General features: G+C 52.4%; 23 protein-coding genes and 1 tRNA gene. 3 read left to right on the forward strand and 21 right to left on the reverse strand.

Going from position 1 to position 20,734, the window contains the following annotated elements:
• Positions 1–2 precede the first annotated feature (2 nt).
• The 6 genes from RAL91_RS23185 to RAL91_RS23210 form a co-directional block, all read right to left on the reverse strand.
• Positions 3–998: an ABC transporter ATP-binding protein gene (locus RAL91_RS23185; protein ID WP_306258598.1), complete on the reverse strand. Its 996-nt coding sequence runs from the start codon at positions 996–998 to the stop codon at positions 3–5.
• Complete coding sequence (locus RAL91_RS23190; RefSeq protein ID WP_306258599.1) at positions 991–2,088, reverse strand: ABC transporter ATP-binding protein; 1,098 nt, start codon at positions 2,086–2,088, stop codon at positions 991–993. Before RAL91_RS23190 ends, RAL91_RS23185 begins: the two co-directional genes overlap by 8 nt.
• A gap of 3 nt (positions 2,089–2,091) precedes the next feature.
• A complete protein-coding gene (locus RAL91_RS23195) occupies positions 2,092–2,280 on the reverse strand; it encodes a hypothetical protein (RefSeq protein ID WP_306258600.1) in 189 nt (62 codons plus the stop codon).
• Entirely contained in the window at positions 2,277–3,215 is a 939-nt protein-coding gene (locus RAL91_RS23200; protein WP_306258601.1) for a carbohydrate ABC transporter permease, read from the reverse strand. The genes RAL91_RS23195 and RAL91_RS23200 overlap by 4 nt, the downstream gene beginning before the upstream one ends.
• Positions 3,212–4,159, reverse strand: coding sequence for a carbohydrate ABC transporter permease (locus tag RAL91_RS23205; protein WP_306258602.1), 948 nt, complete (start codon positions 4,157–4,159; stop codon positions 3,212–3,214). Before RAL91_RS23205 ends, RAL91_RS23200 begins: the two co-directional genes overlap by 4 nt.
• A gap of 82 nt (positions 4,160–4,241) precedes the next feature.
• Positions 4,242–5,585 (reverse strand): ABC transporter substrate-binding protein, encoded by a 1,344-nt coding sequence (locus RAL91_RS23210; protein WP_306258603.1) that lies wholly within the window; start codon positions 5,583–5,585, stop codon positions 4,242–4,244.
• Positions 5,586–5,779: 194 nt separating this feature from the next.
• Here RAL91_RS23210 and RAL91_RS23215 point away from each other — a divergent pair, with 194 nt between their 5' ends.
• Positions 5,780–6,799: a LacI family DNA-binding transcriptional regulator gene (locus RAL91_RS23215; protein ID WP_306258604.1), complete on the forward strand. Its 1,020-nt coding sequence runs from the start codon at positions 5,780–5,782 to the stop codon at positions 6,797–6,799.
• Between the two features lie 230 nt (positions 6,800–7,029).
• Here the strand turns inward: RAL91_RS23215 and RAL91_RS23220 are convergent, their stop codons facing one another.
• From RAL91_RS23220 to RAL91_RS23240, 5 genes are all read right to left on the reverse strand, one after another.
• Positions 7,030–7,413, reverse strand: a complete 384-nt coding sequence (locus RAL91_RS23220) for a DoxX family protein (RefSeq protein WP_306258605.1) — start codon at positions 7,411–7,413, stop codon at positions 7,030–7,032.
• Positions 7,414–7,418: 5 nt separating this feature from the next.
• Complete coding sequence (gene msrB, locus RAL91_RS23225) at positions 7,419–7,895, reverse strand: peptide-methionine (R)-S-oxide reductase MsrB (RefSeq protein WP_371932455.1); 477 nt, start codon at positions 7,893–7,895, stop codon at positions 7,419–7,421.
• 90 nt (positions 7,896–7,985) lie between these two features.
• Complete coding sequence (locus RAL91_RS23230; RefSeq protein ID WP_306258607.1) at positions 7,986–8,537, reverse strand: fasciclin domain-containing protein; 552 nt, start codon at positions 8,535–8,537, stop codon at positions 7,986–7,988.
• A gap of 192 nt (positions 8,538–8,729) precedes the next feature.
• Positions 8,730–9,416, reverse strand: coding sequence for an anti-sigma factor domain-containing protein (locus tag RAL91_RS23235; RefSeq protein ID WP_306258608.1), 687 nt, complete (start codon positions 9,414–9,416; stop codon positions 8,730–8,732).
• Positions 9,413–9,979 (reverse strand): sigma-70 family RNA polymerase sigma factor, encoded by a 567-nt coding sequence (locus tag RAL91_RS23240; protein ID WP_306263087.1) that lies wholly within the window; start codon positions 9,977–9,979, stop codon positions 9,413–9,415. The genes RAL91_RS23235 and RAL91_RS23240 overlap by 4 nt, the downstream gene beginning before the upstream one ends.
• Positions 9,980–10,169: 190 nt before the next feature.
• Here RAL91_RS23240 and RAL91_RS23245 point away from each other — a divergent pair, with 190 nt between their 5' ends.
• Complete coding sequence (locus RAL91_RS23245) at positions 10,170–10,583, forward strand: hypothetical protein (RefSeq protein ID WP_306258609.1); 414 nt, start codon at positions 10,170–10,172, stop codon at positions 10,581–10,583.
• A gap of 136 nt (positions 10,584–10,719) precedes the next feature.
• Here the strand turns inward: RAL91_RS23245 and RAL91_RS23250 are convergent, their stop codons facing one another.
• The 10 genes from RAL91_RS23250 to RAL91_RS23295 all read right to left on the reverse strand — a co-directional run bounded on the left by RAL91_RS23250 (position 10,720) and on the right by RAL91_RS23295 (position 19,600).
• A complete protein-coding gene (locus RAL91_RS23250) occupies positions 10,720–11,532 on the reverse strand; it encodes a DUF2189 domain-containing protein (RefSeq protein ID WP_306258610.1) in 813 nt (270 codons plus the stop codon).
• A 106-nt stretch (positions 11,533–11,638) separates the two neighbouring features.
• Positions 11,639–12,811 (reverse strand): Gfo/Idh/MocA family protein, encoded by a 1,173-nt coding sequence (locus RAL91_RS23255; RefSeq protein ID WP_306258611.1) that lies wholly within the window; start codon positions 12,809–12,811, stop codon positions 11,639–11,641.
• A gap of 93 nt (positions 12,812–12,904) precedes the next feature.
• A complete protein-coding gene (locus RAL91_RS23260) occupies positions 12,905–13,471 on the reverse strand; it encodes a nicotinate-nucleotide adenylyltransferase (RefSeq protein WP_306263089.1) in 567 nt (188 codons plus the stop codon).
• A 49-nt stretch (positions 13,472–13,520) separates the two neighbouring features.
• On the reverse strand, positions 13,521–14,825 hold the full coding sequence (locus RAL91_RS23265; RefSeq protein ID WP_306258612.1) for a glutamate-5-semialdehyde dehydrogenase: 1,305 nt from the start codon (positions 14,823–14,825) through the stop codon (positions 13,521–13,523).
• Between the two features lie 11 nt (positions 14,826–14,836).
• Positions 14,837–16,006 (reverse strand): glutamate 5-kinase, encoded by a 1,170-nt coding sequence (gene proB, locus RAL91_RS23270; protein WP_306258613.1) that lies wholly within the window; start codon positions 16,004–16,006, stop codon positions 14,837–14,839.
• A 22-nt stretch (positions 16,007–16,028) separates the two neighbouring features.
• Positions 16,029–17,072, reverse strand: coding sequence for a GTPase ObgE (obgE, locus tag RAL91_RS23275; protein WP_306258614.1), 1,044 nt, complete (start codon positions 17,070–17,072; stop codon positions 16,029–16,031).
• 59 nt (positions 17,073–17,131) lie between these two features.
• On the reverse strand, positions 17,132–17,779 hold the full coding sequence (locus RAL91_RS23280; protein WP_306258615.1) for a GNAT family N-acetyltransferase: 648 nt from the start codon (positions 17,777–17,779) through the stop codon (positions 17,132–17,134).
• Positions 17,772–18,464, reverse strand: coding sequence for a GNAT family N-acetyltransferase (locus RAL91_RS23285; protein ID WP_306258616.1), 693 nt, complete (start codon positions 18,462–18,464; stop codon positions 17,772–17,774). The genes RAL91_RS23280 and RAL91_RS23285 overlap by 8 nt, the downstream gene beginning before the upstream one ends.
• 119 nt (positions 18,465–18,583) lie before the next feature.
• Complete coding sequence (rpmA, locus tag RAL91_RS23290) at positions 18,584–18,853, reverse strand: 50S ribosomal protein L27 (protein WP_306258617.1); 270 nt, start codon at positions 18,851–18,853, stop codon at positions 18,584–18,586.
• Between the two features lie 93 nt (positions 18,854–18,946).
• Positions 18,947–19,600 (reverse strand): 50S ribosomal protein L21, encoded by a 654-nt coding sequence (locus RAL91_RS23295; RefSeq protein ID WP_306258618.1) that lies wholly within the window; start codon positions 19,598–19,600, stop codon positions 18,947–18,949.
• Between the two features lie 375 nt (positions 19,601–19,975).
• Between RAL91_RS23295 and RAL91_RS23300 the strand changes: the two genes are divergently transcribed.
• A tRNA-Ser gene (locus RAL91_RS23300) sits at positions 19,976–20,065 on the forward strand.
• The last annotated feature ends 669 nt before the right edge of the window (positions 20,066–20,734 follow it).

The raw sequence follows: 20,734 nt of genomic DNA on the forward strand, positions 1-20,734 counted from the left end.
TCCTAAGCAGTTCGTGCGCCGTCAGCATCGAAGTAAAACGGTTTCTCTGGTCGAATTTTAACAATGTCACCTTCGTTCAATCGGGTGTGCGCATCGGTCACAGTAATCAAGTCATGGCTCTTGAATGAAAGATGCAAACGCGTCTGGTCACCCAGATGCTCAATCCGTGTCACAAGACTGTCTTCGCCCTCGCCTTGCACAATTTGCTCCGGCCGAAGGCCAATTTTGGCAGCATTGTCCGGTGCGCCCGCAAAAATGGTGGCGGGCAAAATATTTACTCTTGGCTGGCCAAGGCGGCTGGCGGAATAGATGCTCACCGGATTTTCATAAATTTCTCGCGGGCTACCAAATTGCACCAGTTTTCCACGATCAAGAACGCCAACATGCGTGGCCATCGTCATGGCTTCAATCTGGTCGTGGGTTACATAGAGAAGTGTCGCGCCAGATTTTGACTGAATGCGCTTCAGTTCAATGCGCAAATCGGCGCGAAGCTTGGCATCCAGTGAGCTTAGTGGCTCATCCATAAGATAGATCGAGGGGTTTCTGACCAATGCCCGACCAATGGAAACACGCTGCATCTCACCGCCTGATAGTGCCGTCGCCTTGTTATCCAGCTTGTGCGAAATTTGCAGGACCTCGGCGACCTCATGGATTTTGCTGGCGATTTCATCTGCTGGCGTTTTGAGAAGCGGTGATTTGAGTGGAAATTCCAAATTTTCGCGGACAGTCAGGTGCGGATACAAGGAATACTGCTGAAAAACCATGGCAACATTTCTCTGCGCCGGCGTCAGGCCAGTCATCGAATGTCCACCAATAAAAATTTCCCCGGAATCTGGCTTATCAAGACCTGATATCATCCGCAGACTTGTGGTCTTCCCAGCCCCTGTGGGGCCAAGCAGAACCACGAAGGAACCATCCGCAATGGTCATGCTGAAATTGTCGAGAGCTATGTCCGAGTCGAATTTTTTGGTCACATTTTTAAAAATGACTTCAGCCATGTTTTAAGACCTCCTGATTGGCCAGTGACAGCAGCGCTTTACCCGTATCGACGTTGAAAATCGTAATGGTGCGCGGGTCGAACTGAAGTCCAACGTGATCACCTACCTGAATTGATTGAACGGCATTAACCCGCGATTTTATCTCGCCATTGGCTGTGGCGACGGTCACGATCTGCGTCGTACCGAGATACTCTGTCGCGAGCACTTCACCTTTGTATGCGCTTGAATCGGAGAACTGCACATGCTCCGGCCGAACACCAAAAGCCAGTTTGCCGCGTGCACCTTCCAGCGATTCTGGTATTGCGAAATCGACACCATTCATCTCAATAGTGCGTTGATTGTTCCCAATCATTCCTTCGAACGTCAAAAAGTTCATCGAAGGAGACCCCAGAAAGCTGGCGACAAACATTGTCGATGGCCAATCATATATTTCCTGCGGTCGTCCGAATTGTTCAACAACACCATGGTTCATCACCACAATCTTGTCGCCCATCTGCATGGCTTCCAGCTGGTCATGGGTCACGTAAACCGTGGTAGCCCCCATGCGATCATGCAGTGCACGAAGTTCTGCCGACATGTGTTCGCGAAACTCGGCATCAAGCGCGCCCAGCGGTTCATCCATAAAAAAGGCTTTGGGGTCACGAACAATTGCACGCCCCAGCGCCACACGCTGACGGTCGCCACCTGACAATCCACCTACCGGGCGATTGAGAATATCGGTAATACCGAGGATCTCGGCAACTTCACCAACCTTCTTCTTTATCTGGGCCTTTGGCATGCCTTGGCTGCGCAACGGGTAGGAAATGTTTTTGCCGACATTCATATGTGGATAGAGCGCAAACATTTGAAAAACAAATGCAATGTCGCGCTTGCTGGCAGGCTTCATACCCACCTCTTCACCTTCAATGTAGATTTCACCGCTGGTCGGGAGTTCAAGGCCCGCCATCATTCGCAAAGTCGTGGTTTTGCCGCAACCTGATGGGCCGAGGAGCATGAAAAATTCGCCATCTTCAATGGTGAAAGTCGAGGACTTTACAGCATTGAATGAACCGAAATCCTTGCGCACATTTTTGATCATTATCTGCGCCATGGTTTACTCCGGGAAGTGGCTGACAATGATGAACATGACTGTGCCAATCAAAGTTATGATGAAGGAATAAGTGAACAACGACAGCACAAAAGGCTGCATGAGCATGACGACACCCAGCGCAATCAGGATCGACGCCAACATTTCCCAAGAACCGCGCCTGAAGCGCAGCAAACCATCGAAGAAATTTGTCATTTGCGAACAGCTCCGAATGTAATGCCGCGTAAAAGATGTTTGCGCAGGAGAATTGTGAACACCATCACAGGCACCAGGAAGATCGTTGCTCCTGCGGCGACAGCTGGCCAATCCTGCCCGCCGACACCAATGATGGTCGGAATGAATGGCGGAGCTGTTTGGGCCGTGCCGGAGGTCAGAAGAACAGCCAGAGCGTATTCATTCCACGCGAAAATCAGGCAGAAGATAGCGGTCGAAGCGATGCCGGTTGCAGCCTGTGGCAGAACGACTTTGTAGAAGGCCTGAAACCGGGTGTATCCATCAATCAGGGCAGCCTCTTCATATTCGATCGGAATTTCGTCGATGAACCCGTTGATAAGCCAAACCGCAAGCGACAGATTTATCGCCGTGTAAAGCAGGATCATACCGGCATGCGTGTCATTGAGACCCAAATTCCTGAACATCAGGAAGATCGGAATAGCGACCGCAATGGGCGGCATCATGCGGGTTGAAAGAATGAAAAACAGCAGATCATCTTTCAGTGGCACTTTGAACCTTGAGAACGCATAAGCGGCAGCGGTTCCCAATACGATTGCAAAAAACGTTGAACCAAAGCCGATGATGACAGAATTCAAAAACCGTTCGGAATATCGGGAAACACCGACAATCGTGTTGCCCTTGTTGCGTGCCAGTTGTTCATACCAGGGCAGGTCATCACGGGGCTGTTCGGCCAGTTCTGCGCTCAAACGCGTCTGCGTTGTGAACACATTGACATAACCTTCGACCGTTGGTTGGAACAGGATTTTGGGCGGGTATGCAATTGAGTCTGTTGATGACTTAAACCCCGTCGCCACGATCCAGAGCAATGGCAGCATGGTAATCAGAGCATAGAAGATCACCAGACTACCAGCGATCCATTTCTGCCGAACTGACGGCTCAGTGACTGAAAAGCTCATCTTTGTTTCACCTTGTTAAGCGCCTTCACATAGATGGATGCAAGCCCGAACACCGTCACAAAGAGAATTACCGCGTAGGCGGAAGAATAACCCGTGCGCCACTTTTCAAACGCCTCACGCTTGAGATCGATTGATGTCAGTGTGGTTGTGTTGCCGGGGCCACCGCCGGTCAATTGCACGACCAGATCGAACATCTTGAAGTTCTCGATTCCGCGAAACAGCACTGCCAACATCAGGAATGGGAGGATCATGGGAATTGTGATCGTCCAGAATTGTCGCCACTTGCTGGCTCGGTCGCATTCGGCAGCTTCATAAATGCTGTCCGGAATGGACCGAAGGCCCGCAAGGCAGATCAGCATGACAAAGGGTGTCCACATCCAGGTGTCAACAATTACGATCGCCCAAGGCGCAAGCGACACTTCGCCGATCATGGAAAAACTGGACGGATCAGCACCCGTCAGAAATCCAATAACATAATTGAACAGTCCGATTTGAGGCTGATACAGAAAGGTCCAGAAATTACCGACCACTGCGGGAGAAAGCATCATCGGGAACACGATTATTGTGGTCCAGAGGTCGTTTCCACGAAATTTCTTGTTGATCAGATAGGCAAGCGTAAAGCCAATCAGGACCTGACAGATAATCGTCCAAATCAGGAAATGCGCTGTCGCCTGCATGGTAATCCAGATATCAGCGTCACCCAGAATACGTTCATAGTTTCGCAATCCGACCCACTCGACAGCATTATTAGGACGATTCACCCGGAAATTCGTAAAACTCAGATAGATGGTCCAGATCAGCGGAAAAATATTGATCGCGAGCAAAATGAAGATTGTTGGAGCGACAAATATCCAGGCAATCGCTCTGTCTGAAAGCCCTCTTACCTTTGTTGCCATAGCATTCGGTGTAGCCCGAGCTGCGCGGTCTATGACTGAGTTTGACATGGTTTTTACCTGGTTCTGATATGAGGGGCCGGAATTTGTGTTCCGGCCCCACTATCTATTGGGAGAAGCCAAAGACTAAGGCTTATTTTTTGCCTTCGTCTTCAAAGACTTCATCCCATTCTTTAACCAGGCCATCCAACGCTTCTTTGGCCGTGCCGCCTCCTGCAACAACGTAGTTATGGATACGCTCCTGCATAGGTAGAAGCAGAGAGGCATAAGACGGTTCAGCCCAGAAGTCCTTCACGATTGCCATTGAGTCGAGGAAGGTTTGTGCATAAGGCTGGCTGCTTGCAAAGTCCGGTGCTTCTACAACAGCCCGCATGGCAGATGCGCCACCGACATCCCACCATTTCTGCTGGACATCGGGTTGCGCGAACCACTTGATGTACTCCAGCGCTGCATCCTTGTTGTCAGAGTTCGCGACAACGGAGATACCCTGACCGCCGAGTTGGGCGAACTGGCCAGCAGGACCAGCCGGATTGGCAAAGTAGCCTGATTTACCGCCGCCAACATTCGGATCAGCCTCAACACCAGGCCAGATGAACGCGAAGTTCATTTGCATGGCGACCTGACCGGATTTGTAGGCATCAATGTTCTGGGACATATAGGCGTCAGAAGCGCCCGGAGGCGTACAGCAATCATACATGGCCTTGTAGTATTCAAGACCCTCCACAGCGCCCTCTGAATTCACAAACCCCTCAAGCTCATAGGGTTTATCAGGGTTTTCGTACTGGAAGCCATAATTGTAGAGTGCGTTGGTAACTCCCATGGTGATGCCTTCAGAGCCGCGCTCTGTGTAGATTGCAGCGCCGTAGACTTTCTTGCCATCAATTTCACGACCCTGGAAAAATTCGCCAACCTGCTTGAGCTCTTCAAGCGTTGCAGGAACATCCAGATCGCGACCATATTTCTCTTTGAATTCAGCCTGAATTTCTGGGCGTGAGAACCAGTCCTTGCGGTAGGTCCACCCGACGACGTCGGCATAGGCTGGCAAGGCATAGTAGTTTGGCGTATTTTTCGGCCACTCAGCATAACCGGTAACGGTCGCTGGCAGAAAATCTTCCATTTTGATTCCTTCGCTATCGAAGAAATCATTCAATTTGACGTACTGGCCATTTTCAGCCGCGCCGCCAATCCATTGACTGTCGCCAATCAGAAGATCGCAAAGCTTACCGCCTGAGTTCAATTCATTGAGCATGCGATCGGCAAAATTTGGCCATGGCACAAATTCGAAGCTCATATTATGGCCGGATTGGGCTTCAAATTCCTTGCTCATTTCAACAAGTGCATTTGCTGGATCCCAAGCAGCCCAGCAGAGCGTCAGTTCCGCGGCTTGGGCAGAGCTGGTGCTTGCAGTTGTAGCGACAACGGCTCCCCAAAAAAGCAAGCCGATAGCTGCGGCAGAATTCATCAGTTTGGTTTTCATAATAGATATTCCTCCCGTTTCATAATCCTACAATCATGGCAGGATCACTTGTTATCACCATAATGAGGTACGCACCTCATTGCAAGTTAATTTTGAGGTGCGCACCTCAAAAGTTGATTTACTGTCGGTTTTGTTGAACAATTCAGCCCAAAAGCAAAAGGGCGTATCCCGGCGATGAGGAATATTTTAGGTAGATGAGACCAACAGCAAAAGACTTGGCGGTTGAGGCAGGGGTAAGCCTCGCGACCATTGATCGTGTACTAAACGGTCGTTCAGGCGTTAAGGCACGTACAGTGGCCAAGGTGAACGAGGCGATTGATAGAATTGGCTTTGTGCGCAATCTTTCTGCGGTCAATCTTGCCCGGAAAAAAATCTACCAGTTTCGATTTCTGCTTCCCGAACATGGGGATCAGTTTCTGGGTGTTTTGGTGAAACACATAGACGAAGCCAAAAAAGCATTCGCTACTGAAATGGCTGATGTTGCTGCTATTCGCTTTCCTGTTGATGATCCCTATAAACTGGCAGACTATCTGGCTGGATTAGATGCTGATCTCACTGATGGGATTGCCATCATGGCACCGGAATCCCCGCAGGCCCGCGATGCAATCAATCGTCTTTTGGAACGCGGTGGGGAAGTTGTCCATTTTCTCGCAGGTCAGCCAAAGGCGGACAGTATTGATTTTGTTGGCATCAATAACCACGCCGCAGGTGCGACTGCAGGGCAATTGATCGGTCGCTTTTTGGGGGGGCAAAAAGGCAAAATTCTCATCGTCTCGGAAACCATGCAATCACGTGACAGCATCGAGCGCAGATTGGGGTTTGATGATGTTATCAATCGCGAATACCCCCAACTTCAAACTTTGCCAACCGTTGAATCCTATGGAGATACGGAAAGAACCAGGCGAATTTTTAAGAATGTCTTTGCGAACCACCCCGGCATTTCCGCCGTGTATGTCCTGAGCGCCGAGGCGCGAATACCGATTGAAGAAATATCAAAATTCGCGACACAGCCTCTGGTGAAAGTCGTTCATGAACGAACGCCGTTTACAGAAGCTGCGCTGCAGAGCGGAAAGATTGATGCCGTCATTGCACAAAATCCGGGGCATCTGGTGAGAAGTGCTATCCGAATTCTCAAAGCCCGAGTGGATAAGCGTGAGCCTTTGGCCTCACAGGAAAAAATACGCATCGAGATCCTTCTCAAAGAGAACCTTTAAATTCATTCGTCCATCTATGTTGCGAAACATTCGAACCCTTCGGGGAGACTTCCAAGACCCGGGGAGACTTCCAAGACAATGACGCAATTGGCATTGGGTGGCAGGTCATTTTGAATTCACTAACAAATCGATGCGTTGCAGCAAAACGGATGTCATGTAGAGCCCAGCCACAATTGCCGCCCGCATTCAGATACATATGAGGGTCAGGCGTCGCTCTGCAATTCTTCGATCTAACGAAGCGCAACAGCCCTTGATTGCGCGGCTGACAGCGCGAGAAGCCCACCGGCAATGGCCCAGTTTTTAACGAAAATGGACATTTGCCAGCCATCAGATGGAATGAAGTGAAACGCGCTTGTGATAACACAATAGGCGGCAAGGGTTCTGGCAACAGGCACCACGTTTCGACCTATCGCCAGAAAAAACCCGGCGACCAGATTGAAGGCGGCAGCGGGCCATACAAGAAAGCCAGAGAGCCCGAAGCCTTCAAGCAGCATCATGGCGGGTGTCGGATCTACGATTTTCTGTACGCCACCTGCAAAAAACAAAGCCGATAGCAACAGGCGCCCGACTATCAACTCTGTTTGCCACACAGGTGGCTTTTCGCGGTCAGTCATGGGTTTTAGGCAGCTTTTGCCGGCTTGAAGGACAAGCTGACGCCATTCAGACAGTGACGTTTGCCGGTCGGTTCTGGACCATCATTAAAAATGTGTCCCAGATGGCTGCCACAACGGCGACAATGCACCTCGGTACGCGTGGTAAAGAACGTGTTGTCCGGCTTGGTGCCAACCGCATCCGGCAGCGATTCATAGAAGCTTGGCCACCCGGTTTTGCTGTCATATTTGGTGCTTGATTCATAAAGCGGCAGATCGCAGCCTTTGCAATGGAAAACACCGACACGCATCTCAAGATTCAGTGGGCTGGTATTAGGCCGCTCTGTCTCTTCTTCGCGCATCACAAGATACTCGGTTTCAGTCAGCAAGGCCTTCCATTCCGCTTTGGTGCGGGTTACTTCAAACGGTCCATCTGAAGCAAAACCGGTAACGGGTACCAGTGAAAAAGCAGCACTTATTTTCAAAAAATCTCTGCGTTTCATCATCATATCCTTCGCAAGAGTGGTGTTGGGTACAGAACCATCCCGGTGACCATAACCGGGATGGTTCGTCCGCTCCCAAATAAAAGGGCGAACTTATTTGGGAAGCAGAACCTTGTCGACAACATGGATGATGCCATTGGACTGGTTCACATCTGCAATTGTGACCAATGAGGCATTGCCGCTTTCGTCATAAATATAGACTTTACGACCGCGCATCTGCGCGGACAACGCATCACCGGATACGGCCTGGAAGTGGTAGAAGCCATCCTTGGACTGCTTGATTTTGCTTACGAGATCTGCAGCCGAAACTTTTCCAGCAACAACGTGCCCAGTCAGCACTTTTGTCAACGTGTCTTTGTTTTCGGGTTTCAGAAGCGTATCCACAGTGCCTGCAGGAAGCGCGTCAAATGCCGCATTGACCGGGGCAAAAACTGTAAACGGACCAGCACTTTGCAAGGTGTCCACAAGATCGGCAGCTTTCACGGCAGCAACCAGTGTTGTGTGGTCAGCGGAATTCACTGCATTTTCAACAATGTTCTTGTTCTCGAACATGGCAGCGCCACCAACATCAGGGTTAGCTGCAAACACAGCTGTTGTCATGAGAGCGGCAGCAGCGGCGATGGAAAGTTTCGACAGAATTTTCATGTGTATCTCCGATGTTGAACCAAATTATTTTGGTACTGCATGAACACACGCAGACCCGTGGAGTTAAGTTTCAAAATTTTTTGGATTTTTTTAAAGACCCACGAAGACAACGCGGCACCTTACTTGCGATTGGCTTTCAAAAAGCAATCGGGTCCCGACTCAATTGGAAGGTTGAGCCAGATCACGGATAACTTAAATCCGTGAAATTTGAGCTGCAGCAACAGGCTCACTGCTTGGGGCCCCGGTTGGTGAACCACCAGCCGGTTCATCGGTAATAGCCAGTGTCAGCCCGTCAAGCCCGGTTTCAAGACCTGTTGGCAGCGTAAATGTACCATTTGCCGTTTGCGGCAAGACGCCAATCGACACTGGATTTTCACCTTCAAGGATTCCCCATAGTTCCAGATCGCGCCCAGCGGCTGGCCCGCCATTTGTGCGACTGACCTGGAGTTCTTTTGTTGCATCATTATAGACAGCAAGAACCCGTAAGGCGTCGTTTTCCGATGCCAGTTCGGTCACATACAAAGTGCCTGGCTCCGGATCGGGCAAGTTCACAAGCGTAAACGCCAGGAACGCAGCCACAGCAATGGAAGCCACGCTGACGGTCTGCCACAATCCGGCAAAATTCCAGAACGACCGCTTTTGCGGTTTACCAAACAGGCGCGCTTCAAGAGCGTGTTTTGTCTCACTTAAAGGCGGCACCGGCTCGACACTTTCTGCCATCGCAGCCATGTTTTCCTGCCAATCCGCGACCTGACGCGCAAACACCGGGTCCGTCAGCAAGCGGCCACGCGCCGCAAGGTGCTCTTCGCCCTCCAGCAGCCCGAGGGCGAATTCGGCAGCCAGACCAGAATCATCATCTCTTTCAGGGAAATCTGTCATCGGTCCATGCACTCCCGCAGAGAAAACAGTCCCCGGCGTAGCCATGTGCGCATCGTATTGAGTGGCACTTTGTGGCGTGCTGAAAGATCAGCATAGGTCTCCCCATCCAGATACGCCCCTCGTATGGCCGCACTGCGGTCTTCAGGAAGCTCCTCAAGACACTTTGTAACGCGCGCCATATCGGATGAGCGAACAGCGCTGTTTTCCGGAGACGGCAGGGATGACGCCAAACTATCTGAGTAGTCATTGATATCTGAAGTCGGTTTTTGGGCCCGCAGACGATCAATGGCTGTATTGCGCGCGATCGTAATCAGCCAGGTCATCGGGCTTAACCCGTTGCTGGCATAACGATCCGCATTCTTCCAAACCTTGATAAATGTATCTTGCATTGCTTCCTCGGCGCTGGCCCTTTCACTCAAGACACGAAGGCAGACGCCAAGAAGTTTCGCTGACGTTGCATCATAGAGTGCAGAAAAGGCTTCGCGGTCCCCAAGCGACATCCGAGAAATCAAATTCTCAATATCTTGAACTGTCCGCAACAAGCCGTCTCCTCCAGAAAGCATCCTTAAACTTGCATTTATGTGCGCAAATTCAAAGCGGGGAATTTGCGATTTTCGAATTTGATGAATAATCGAGAGAATATTTTGTGCAAAAGAAGCCTCAGAAAAATAGTTTGAAACTCTCATGCCAGTTGCGTCGTGACTTTATCTATCGGCAGGCAAATGCCAGCCGGATTATCAAATGGAGAGAAACATGAAAAATATCATTACAGCGGCCGCACTGAGCATGATGGCAACAGCCGCCTTTGCAGCCAGCCATTCAATGGCGCCAATGGTTGAAGCCTCCGCTCAATCCGTCGAGAACGGTGTTGTCAGCGCCGAAAAAGTTGTCGCTGGCGAAAATGGTTGGCTCGTAATTCACCGCACTGGTGCCGACATGAAACCAGGCGTCGTTGTAGGCCATGCACCACTGCGCATGGGTGAAAACATGGATGTTGCTGCAATTTTGACCGAAGATGTCAAATCCGGCGATATGCTGATGCTGATGGTTCACTCAGAATCTGCTGGCATGAAGACAGGCACTTTTGAATACACACTTGGTGCCAAGGAAGACGGCCCGGTCAAAATGGACGACAAGCTGGTTATGTCAGTTATCACTGTTCAGTAGGGCCTTACCGGCAAAGCCGGAAAACCAATAAGAACAAGATTTGCTTTGTCGCACCTGCCGTCCCGAAATCGGGGCGGCTTTTTAGGATCCGGACCCAATCGGGAAATTGAGTTTGTGCAAAACCGGTTCCAGCAGATCAAACCTCCTCCGGTATTTCTTCAATTGCACAGCAGTAGATATGCCAGGTTGCATGACCCAGAACCGGTAAAACGACAATGAGACCCAAAAAAGCTGGCACCATTGCCAAAAAGACCAGCACTCCAATCGTCATACCCCAACCCAACATCACAGCTGGGTTTGTACGAACTGTATTGATGCTGAGCAGCATGGCAGTTATGAAATCGATCTTCCGATCCAGCAATAGCGGCATGGACACGGTGGTAATGCAAAACAGGATAAACGCCAGCACCGCACCAACAATCGTACCAATACCCATAAACAGCAAACCATTGGCGGTTCCGGTAATCACCTGAACAAACCCTTCCAGGGATGAAAAGGCCTGCAGCCCCAGAAAAACCGCCAGCAACAGCCGCACCTGATAAATCCAGACCCAGAATACAAACAGAACCACAAACGCCATCCAGCCGTATTCGCGGCCCGGCTGTCGGGACACAACCAGATAGATGTCGCGCCAGGCGAAGGGCGTGCCCGCAGCCAGTCTTCGGCTCATTTCATAAAGTCCGGCAGCGGCAAACGGGGCAATCAGCGGAAAGCCAAGCGCAACCGGGATCGCCATCCAGATCTGATTGTAATAAAACAGGCTGGCGACCACAAACAGCCCGCCCAGAGCGAACACAATGCCAAAAGAACTGCTCAAAAACGGCCTTGCCAGATAGTCCGACAGGCCCGCCCGCAATGCGGCTTTGACATCGTCATGCGTCATCTTGCGTACGCGCAGCCGATCAATGGGCTGTGGCCCAACATAATGAGATGGATTTGTCTCGCTCATTCAATCCCCCCTGATTGCCTGCATAAAGATGACTGCATTCACACATATGATTGCAGAACAGGGAGGTGCATTCCTTGATTCGGATCAATAAGCGACGCTTTGCGATTCAGCCCTTCAATGAGGGCGGACGGGCATCAACCCAGACCCCATCGGCCTTCGCGGATTTCACAGATGCAAAGACTGCGGCCATGGAGCGCAATCCATCAACAGCGCTTGGAAAATGCGTCGCTGCAGGGTCTGCGGCCCGGCCTTCCTTGTCAGCGCGAATGACTTCCGCCAGATCTGAATAAATATTCGCAAACGCCAAAGGCATCCCTTCCGCGTGACCGATTGTCACCCGGGACGCCCGATCAGCTTCAGGCGAAAGGCCAGGTCCACCCCGTTCCAGAACCCGTGTCACAGGTTCGCTGATTGGCGTGTAATAGACCTGATTTGGCTGCTCCTGTGCCCAGCGCAGACCGCCTGTTTCGCCAAACACCTGCAAGGTCAAACCGTGCATCCGCCCAACAGCAATCGAGCTGGTCCAAAGACGGCCAGCGGCACCGCCATCCATCCGGAAATTGACCATTGCATCATCTTCAAGCTGACGACTGGCAATCGTGCTGACAAAATCAGCGGACAGTTTTTCAACTTCCTGACCGGTTACAAAACTCGCCAAGTGCATGGCATGAATGCCGCAATCGGCAAATTGTGCAGAAACGCCAATCTGCGCAGGATCATAGCGCCAGCGCACACGGGGATTATCCGCATCCGCAGCATCCGCATGGAAGCCATGGGCAAATTCAGCCTTTACCATCCGCACTTTGCCGATGTCGCCGCGCGCAACCATGGCCCGCATATGGCGCACCATCGGATAGCCCGAATAGCCGTAATTCACTGCGCAGATTTTTCCACTGGCGTTAGCCGCCGCAACCACCTGTTCCGCTTCTTCAACGGTCATGGTCATGGGTTTTTCACACAAGACGTGAAATCCGGCTTCCAAAAACGCTTTGGTGATTTCAAAATGTGTCGAATTGGGCGTCGCCACTGTGACCAGATCCAAGCGGCCTTCCTCAGACGAGCGTGCGCTTTCTGCCGCCAGCATATCCTGCCATGTGCCATAAGCACGGCTGGCATCAACATCCAGTGTAGCACCAAAATCCCGGCTTTTGTCCGGGTCGATATCAAACGCGCCTGCGCTCAAATTAAAGAACCCGTCCAGACCTGCGCCAAGGCGATGCGCCGGGCCAATCTGACTGCCCGCACCGCCACCGATAAGACCCCAATTCAATCGTGCCATAACACCCTCCAAATTTTGCGTGAACTAATGCGCAGTGCGTGGTCCGGTCAAGTGAGCCAACCGGGGGAAGTTGATGGAACACCATCAAGAAAGCTATTGTTGCCCTGCCCGGATCGCAGTGGAGGACAAATCAGATCGTGGTCCATGTAAAAATGTCCAGGCAGGTGCCTTCATGGACGACAGAACCCCGGCGTCCCCCTCCTTCACCCGAAATTGCGCCAACGCCTGTGCGGCCACCGAAGATCGCGTGGCCAGAGATGAGCCCGGCCGGTCAATGACCGCAATCGGCATCAGTTGCGCAATCTCTTTCCAGCCCTGCCAGCGATGGAATTGTGCCAGATTATCAGCACCCATAAGCCAGACAAATCGTGTGGCTGGAAAACGCTGTGTCAGCACCCTCAGCGTGTCATAAGTAAAGCGGGTTTGAATGCCGGCTTCAAGACCGGAAACCGTGATGGCCGGATGATCGGCCAATTGCTCGGCATAGGCTGCACGCGCATCCAATGGCGGCAGTCCATCATTGGCTTTCATCGGATTGCCCGGCGTCACCATCCACCACACTTTTTGCAGGCGCAGCCGCTGTAGCGCCATCAGCGAAATATGGCGATGGCCATAATGCGCTGGATTGAAGGTGCCGCCCAGAATGCCAATACGCTGCATGGGTAGAGCTGGCGGGATTTTGGTCCAGTCGCGCAAACTGCAACCGGCCTTACGGACGCGCCTGGCCGGTGCCACGCACGCGGTAATTGAAACTCGTCAGCTGCTCCAGACCAACAGGGCCGCGGGCATGCATCTTTCCTGTGGCAATGCCAATCTCCCCGCCCATGCCAAACTCGCCGCCATCGGCATATTGCGTGGAGGCATTGTGCAGCAAAATCGCACTGTCGACCTCATTGAAAAAGCGCTCAACGGCTGCCTCATCCTCGGCAATAATCGCCTCGGTATGATTGGAGGAGTAAGTCTTGATATGGCTCAAAGCCGCATCCAGATCATCAACCACACGCACCGCCAATATGGAATCCAGATATTCGGTGCGCCAGTCTTCTTCGCTGGCCGGATCTGCCCAGTCAACCAGCCTGCAAACCGTCTCATCGCCGCGCACAGCACAGCCGGCAGCTTTCAGATCATCCAGAATTGGCAACAAATGTGTATCGACCACAGCCCGGTCCACAAGCAGCGTTTCAAGCGCACCACAAATACCGGTGCGGCGCATTTTTGCGTTCACCACCAGCTTGCGTGCCATGTCCACATCAGCCGATTTATCGATAATCATATGGCAAATGCCCTCTAGATGCGCGAACACGGGCACACGGGCCTCTTCTTCCACCCGCGCCACAAGGCTCTTGCCGCCACGCGGTACAATCACGTTGATTGCACCATCAAGACCCGACAGCATAGCTCCGACGGCGGCGCGATCGATTGTTGGCACCAACTGTATGGATGTTTCGGGCAGTCCTGCAGCTTTCAGGCCCTTCACAAGACAAGCGTGAATGGCACCAGAGGACAGATAACTGTCAGAACCACCGCGCAGAATAGCAGCATTGCCGGATTTGAAGCACAGCGCACCCGCATCTGCCGTCACATTAGGACGGCTTTCAAAAATGACCCCGATGACGCCCAATGGGGTGCGTACCCGCGAAATTTTCAACCCGTTTGGCCGTTCCCAATCTGCAATCACGGTGCCAACAGGGTCCGGCAGATCGGCAATGGCTTCCAGCCCGGATGCAATCGCGTCCACACGATCCTCATCAAGCGTCAGCCGGTCGATGAAGGAAGCGGCAGCCCCCTTCTCCACCATGGCAGCAACATCCCTGGCATTGGCCACCAGAATGTCCGGCGTGGCAGCGCGCAGTGCTTTGGAAGCTTCTAGCAGCGCTTTATCCTTTTGCGCGCGCGGCGCGATCGCCAGAACAGACGCTGCCGCTTTCGCCGCAGCCCCCAGCGCATCCATCATGGCTTTCGTATCCTGAATGTCCGCACCTGCCAGATCGGCAGTTTTAACCTGCGTATTCATGTCCGTTTTCCCTAACTATCAACGGATTGCGCATCCGGCATGCGCTTATCCGTCCCCGCCACGACCATTGCCATATTGTCCCGGTGGATCATTGTGTCCCGACCAGCATAGCCCAGTCGCGCCTCTATGTCTTTGCTGTGGCAGCCAATCAACCGCCCGGCGTCATCACTGTCATAGGTAATCAGCCCACGCGCCAGATGCACGCCATCGGGTGCTGTAATCCAGACACAGTCTCCGCGCTGAAACTGTCCTGATACGGCTGTAACGCCCGCAGGCAGCAGGCTTTTACCACGCTGAAGCGCTGCCACGGCACCACCATCAACGGTGATGGAACCCTTGGGTTCCAGACTTCCGGCAATCCAGCTTTTGCGGGCTGCCGTTGGATTGGTTGCCGCAGAAAACCATGTTTTGCGTGTATCCGCCCGGTCAATCGATGCAAGCGGATGCAAGGTTTTGCCAGACGCAATCACCATCTGCGCCCCGGCATGGGTTGCAATTTTACCGGCCTCGATTTTGGTTTTCATGCCGCCGCGCGACAATTCCGATCCGGCACTGCCAGCCATGGCCTCAATGGCCGGCGTAATGGTGTGAACAACCGGAATATGCTCGGCGGATGAATCCTGTCCTGGCGGCGCAGTGTACAGCCCGTCAATATCCGACAACAGAACCAGACAATCCGCACTGGCCATAGAGGCGACCCGCGCCGCCAGCCGGTCATTATCGCCATAGCGAATTTCCGATGTGGCAACCGTATCATTTTCATTGATGATAGGGATGGCCCCAAGCCGCAGCAGCGTGTCCAGTGTGGAGCGCGCATTCAAATAGCGCCGCCGCTCTTCTGTATCACTCAAGGTCAGCAAAATCTGTCCGGTCTGATAACCATGTGCCGCCAGCACCCGGTTCCAGGCAGGCCCCAGCTCAATTTGACCAACAGCCGCCGCCGCCTGACTTTCTTCCAGCTTCAGCGGGCCTGAGGGCAGCTTCAGCAATTGGCGCCCAAGAGCAATGGCGCCAGACGACACGACCAGCACTTCGACCCCCGCCTTCTTCAATTGTGCCAGATCATCCGCCAGCGAAGCCAGCCAATCAGCCCTGACTTGACCAATGGCAGCATCCACCAGCAAAGCGGAGCCAACTTTGACAACAATGCGTTTGAAAGAGGAAAGTTTGCCAGCGTTCATATCAAGTCACACCAGGCCGCGTTTACGCGACCGGGCTCCAGTCAGCCTCCGGCTCGTCAACGGCTTGCTCTGCTGCACGGTCTTGTTCAATCATCGCGAACACAGCACGCAGCACATTCTCAACACCCTCGCCTGTTGCACCGGACATCAACATCACATCACTACCGCTGGCTTCGCTCAGCTCTGCAGTTCGTTGCTGGATATCTTCATCGCTCATGGCATCAATTTTATTGAGCACCACATAAGTTGTCTTTTCGGCCAGACCACCGCCATACGCCGCCAGTTCAGCACAGACGGTCTTGTAGTCCAGAACCACATTCTCGCTGGTGCCATCGACCAGATGCAACAACACACGGCAGCGCTCTACATGGCCCAAAAACCGCACACCAATACCAGCGCCTTCATGGGCACCCTCAATCAGGCCCGGAATATCCGCAAGCACACATTCCCGTGCATCCTGCCGCACAACACCCAGATTGGGGTGAATGGTGGTAAAAGGATAATCCGCAATTTTTGGCTTTGCCGCAGTAACACTGGCCAGAAAACTGGACTTGCCTGCATTCGGAAGGCCCACCAGACCAGCATCGGCAATCAGCTTCAGCCGCAGCCAAACAGATTTTTCAACACCGTCTTCGCCCGGGTTTGCCCGGCGCGGCGATTGATTGGTCGATGATTTGAAACGCGCATTGCCAAACCCGCCATTGCCGCCCTTGGCGATCAGCACCCGCTGGCCAATTTCGGTCAGATCCGCAATCAGCGTTTCATTATCCTCTTCCAGCACCTGAGTGCCAACCGGCACCTTCATCACCACATCGGCACCATGCGCACCAGTGCGGTTTTTACCCATGCCGTGCACGCCCGTCTTGGCCCTGAAATGCTGCTGGTAGCGATAGTCAATAAGCGTATTCAGACCATTGACGCATTCCACCCAGACATCGCCGCCCTTACCGCCATCGCCGCCATCGGGACCGCCAAACTGAATGTACTTCTCGCGCCGAAATGAAACGGCACCCGCACCGCCATTGCCGGAGCGAATAAAAACACGGGCCTGATCAAGAAATTTCATGGTCTCATACTCTTTCGGGAATAATTTTCCCAGGGTCTGAACTCAATTGAGTCCAGACCCTAGTAATCCATCGCATAGGAATTGCCACGCGTCCGAGCCCGTTTGCGTCCGCCATCAGCTTCTGTGCCGATGCCAAAATAGGCCTCACGCGTCAGTTCCATGTCTCTATGATCCACATCCTCACCTCTGGCAAGACTGTGAACCCTGCTATTGCCGGTTTCCCTGAACCCCAGAAAGCTGAGCACCTTACCAGAACGTAGATTATCGACAAAATGACCGGAGTAGATAACCGGCTCATCACTGATGGCAAACACATGGTCAAGCAGCGCCGCAGCGGCTTCCTTCATAATGCCTTTGCTCCAATAGGCTTTCGCCAGCCAATAGCCGATTTCCGGATGTGGATGGCCGCTGCGCAGCCCGATCAGGCCCAGAAAAACACCTGTTTTCCAGTCACTGATTGCAAGACACATCTCACCGCACACACTGTTTTTTGAAAACTCTTCAAGAAAAGCGTCAAAATGGTCCGCTGTATAGGGAAAGGGAACCTGTGCCAGATTTCGCGCAACGTCCTCGTCCGACAGGGCAGCCACCACCGCATCACGGTGTTCCGGCCCGACCGGAGAAAGACGCAGGCGATCTGTCACAATATCCACATGTCCCGCTTCCAGATCAGGCGGCGTAACATCTTCCAACTGTTTTCTAAACATCGTCTCTTCCCCACGCTTTCAGGCTTTCCCAGCTTCGTCGGTCAAGCACATAACGTTCCACCGGTTGCATGCCCCCCAGCGCCACAGAATGCACCATGGCGTTTTCACGGAATTGGAACCCGCATTTTTCAATGACCCGCCTGCCGCGCGCATTGGTCACCCGGCAAGTTGCCCAGACTGAACAGGCCAGAGTTCGGCCAAAAATATGGTCGATCAAAGCATGACAGGCTTCGGCCGCATGGCCCTGGCCCCAATGGGCTTCGCCCAGCCAGTAACCGATCTCAAATCCCTCATACCCGGCGGAAGGCTTGCCATAGCTGCAGGCACCAATGACCTGATCTTTGCTTTCATCCTGTCCACTGCTATCTGAGTCAGATTTCAGAACGATGACATAGGCGCAGCGGGTTTCATGACTTTCATTGGCAGCCGCTATCCAGTCCACAGCATCAGCACTGCTGTAAGGATGCGGCATATTTGAGGTCTGGGTTGCCACATTTGGATTATTTGCAAGCTCGGCAATCTGCAATGTGTCCGACGCGTTGGGCGCCCGCAGCAAAAGCCGTTTAAAACTAACCGGCGTGCAGCATGGACGCAGGCAGGTATCTGCCACCGCTTCCAGACAGTCCTGCACCTGGCGATCTATATCGCCGCTTTGTAAATCTTCACCGTCGTTCTCATCCGTCATGACCTTGAATCCCGAAGTAAAAGAAAAGGGGAGATGGTTACCCCATCTCCCCTTTGAAAATTCGGAATTTTGAATTCCACCGGGTCCATGAGACACCGGCGGTTTTAAAGAGTTGCCGGTTACTCTGCTGCTTCCATCATGGGAAGTACGGATACGTAGGTTCGGCCATTTGCTTTGGCTTGGAACTGAACGTTACCCATGTCTTTCGCAAAAATAGTGTGATCTTTGCCCATGCCAACGCCTGTGCCCGGATGCCACTTAGTGCCCCGCTGACGCAGAATAATGTTGCCTGGAATCACAGCCTCGCCGCCAAATTTTTTCACACCAAGACGACGGCCTGCTGAATCGCGACCATTGCGTGAAGAACCGCCTGCTTTTTTATGTGCCATGCTATTCGTCCTAATTTCTTAACTGCGGGGTTTCCAGAATCCGGAAATCAAGCCCACAAGATATTCAAATTCAAATTTCTTCTATCAGCCGTTTCAGCCTTCGGCAAGCACCTTGGCCTGACCGATCCAGTCTTCACGACCGATGCGACCTTTAAACGACAATGCATCATCAACCCGAGTCACATCGTCTTCACTGAAAGCTGCAACCTGCGCGTATTTGGTAATACCCAAACCATGCAGTTTCTTTTCAAGCACCGGGCCTACACCGGAAATCTTTTTCAGATCATCCGGCTCACCTTCAGGGGCTGTGAACAAAACTGCAGGCGCAGCATCTGCTGCTTTTTCTGCTTTTGGAGCAGCTTTGGGCTCTTCAGCCTTCGGCGCTTCTTCTTCCTTCGGAGCAGCCTTCTTGGCTTTCTTCGGTGCAGACTTTCCGTCTGTCAGAATATCTGTCACGCGCACAATCGTCAGATCCTGACGGTGCCCGTTACGACGACGTGAGTTCTGGCGGCGACGTTTCTTGAAGATGATGATCTTGTCGCCACGTGCCTGACGCACGATCTCGGCTACAACACTGGCACCATCAACTGTTGGCGCGCCAATCAGCGGCGCATCTGCACCACCAACCATCAGAACTTCTTTGAATTCGATCGTTTCACCAGCTTCACCGGCCAAACGCTCAATCGTAATCTCATCATCGGCGGCAACGCGATATTGCTTTCCGCCTGTTTTGATGACTGCGAACATATTTTTTCTCCATGCTCCGCTTAACTGTACTCTTGGATCTCAGAATTGAGACATGCCAGAGTCAGCCAACTTTTTTCAGTCAGCACCCTTTGATAAAAAGATGCAGGTTTAAATGTGTACTTTAAATGTGAGGACAGCTTCTTGTGAGCCGATATCTCATCGTACAACAACAAAAGGCGGCCAAAAGCCACCCTTCGCGCTGCTATAGATGGGAAACCGGCACTTTTGTCAAGATGTGATGCATCAAAGCCTCTGCAAAAACGCAATTTACAGGGGATTACCCCCCTTGTCTGCACACTATGCCCTGTGTATGGTCCGCCCGCTTTGACGACCACAATGAATTGGCCCTTTCGGGCTAGATGTCAAACAACTCGCGGAGAGATGCCGGAGTGGTCGAACGGGGCGGTCTCGAAAACCGTTGTGCGCGCGAGCGTACCCAGGGTTCGAATCCCTGTCTCTCCGCCATTTATCTTTGTAAGCAATTGAATTACAAAAATCTTATGAAGAACATGGTATGCGACCCTAAAATCTACCCTATAGAAAAACATATTTCTGTAGATGGTCAATTGAACTTAATGGCAGGTGCTGAGCATCCAAATTTCCAATGCTGGCAATTTTGCTGAACCAAACGACTTAATTTCATAAACTGGTGGTCTGACTCCGACGCTTCGAACCCACACCCAAGCAATGTTCGAATGACCGTAATGCGGGGCAAAGTGACCAAAACATCGGTCTTGGTCGACGGCAAAATGGGCTGGAAGCGGAAGTTCGCTGCAAGAGCGAGGTGAGGTCGATTCCACAGCGAGAACTGTCATTCAAGCAGTATGCAGCAAATCAGAAGCCATTAATACACACTACGCGGACGGAAAGCACCAATTCGCCGCGGGCCCACCAAAGGCCGGTTCCGGCGCATAAAGTGTGATATTTCACTGCAAATGCACCAATGGCCGCTTAGTCAGAGGCAGCATAATGTCAGCGTGCATTCGCACCGAGCGGCGTACACTCCCGCGTTGCTCAGCGTCGAAGAAGTCCCGGATCTTCTGCCGATCGCCCCTGGTCCGGGGGTCACATATCGCGTGGCACTCAGCATTTCGAGTAAATGGATGTCTGTTGCACTTCAAAATTGAGACCGCC

This window comes from Pararhizobium sp. IMCC21322 (genome assembly GCF_030758295.1).
GTDB lineage: Bacteria > Pseudomonadota > Alphaproteobacteria > Rhizobiales.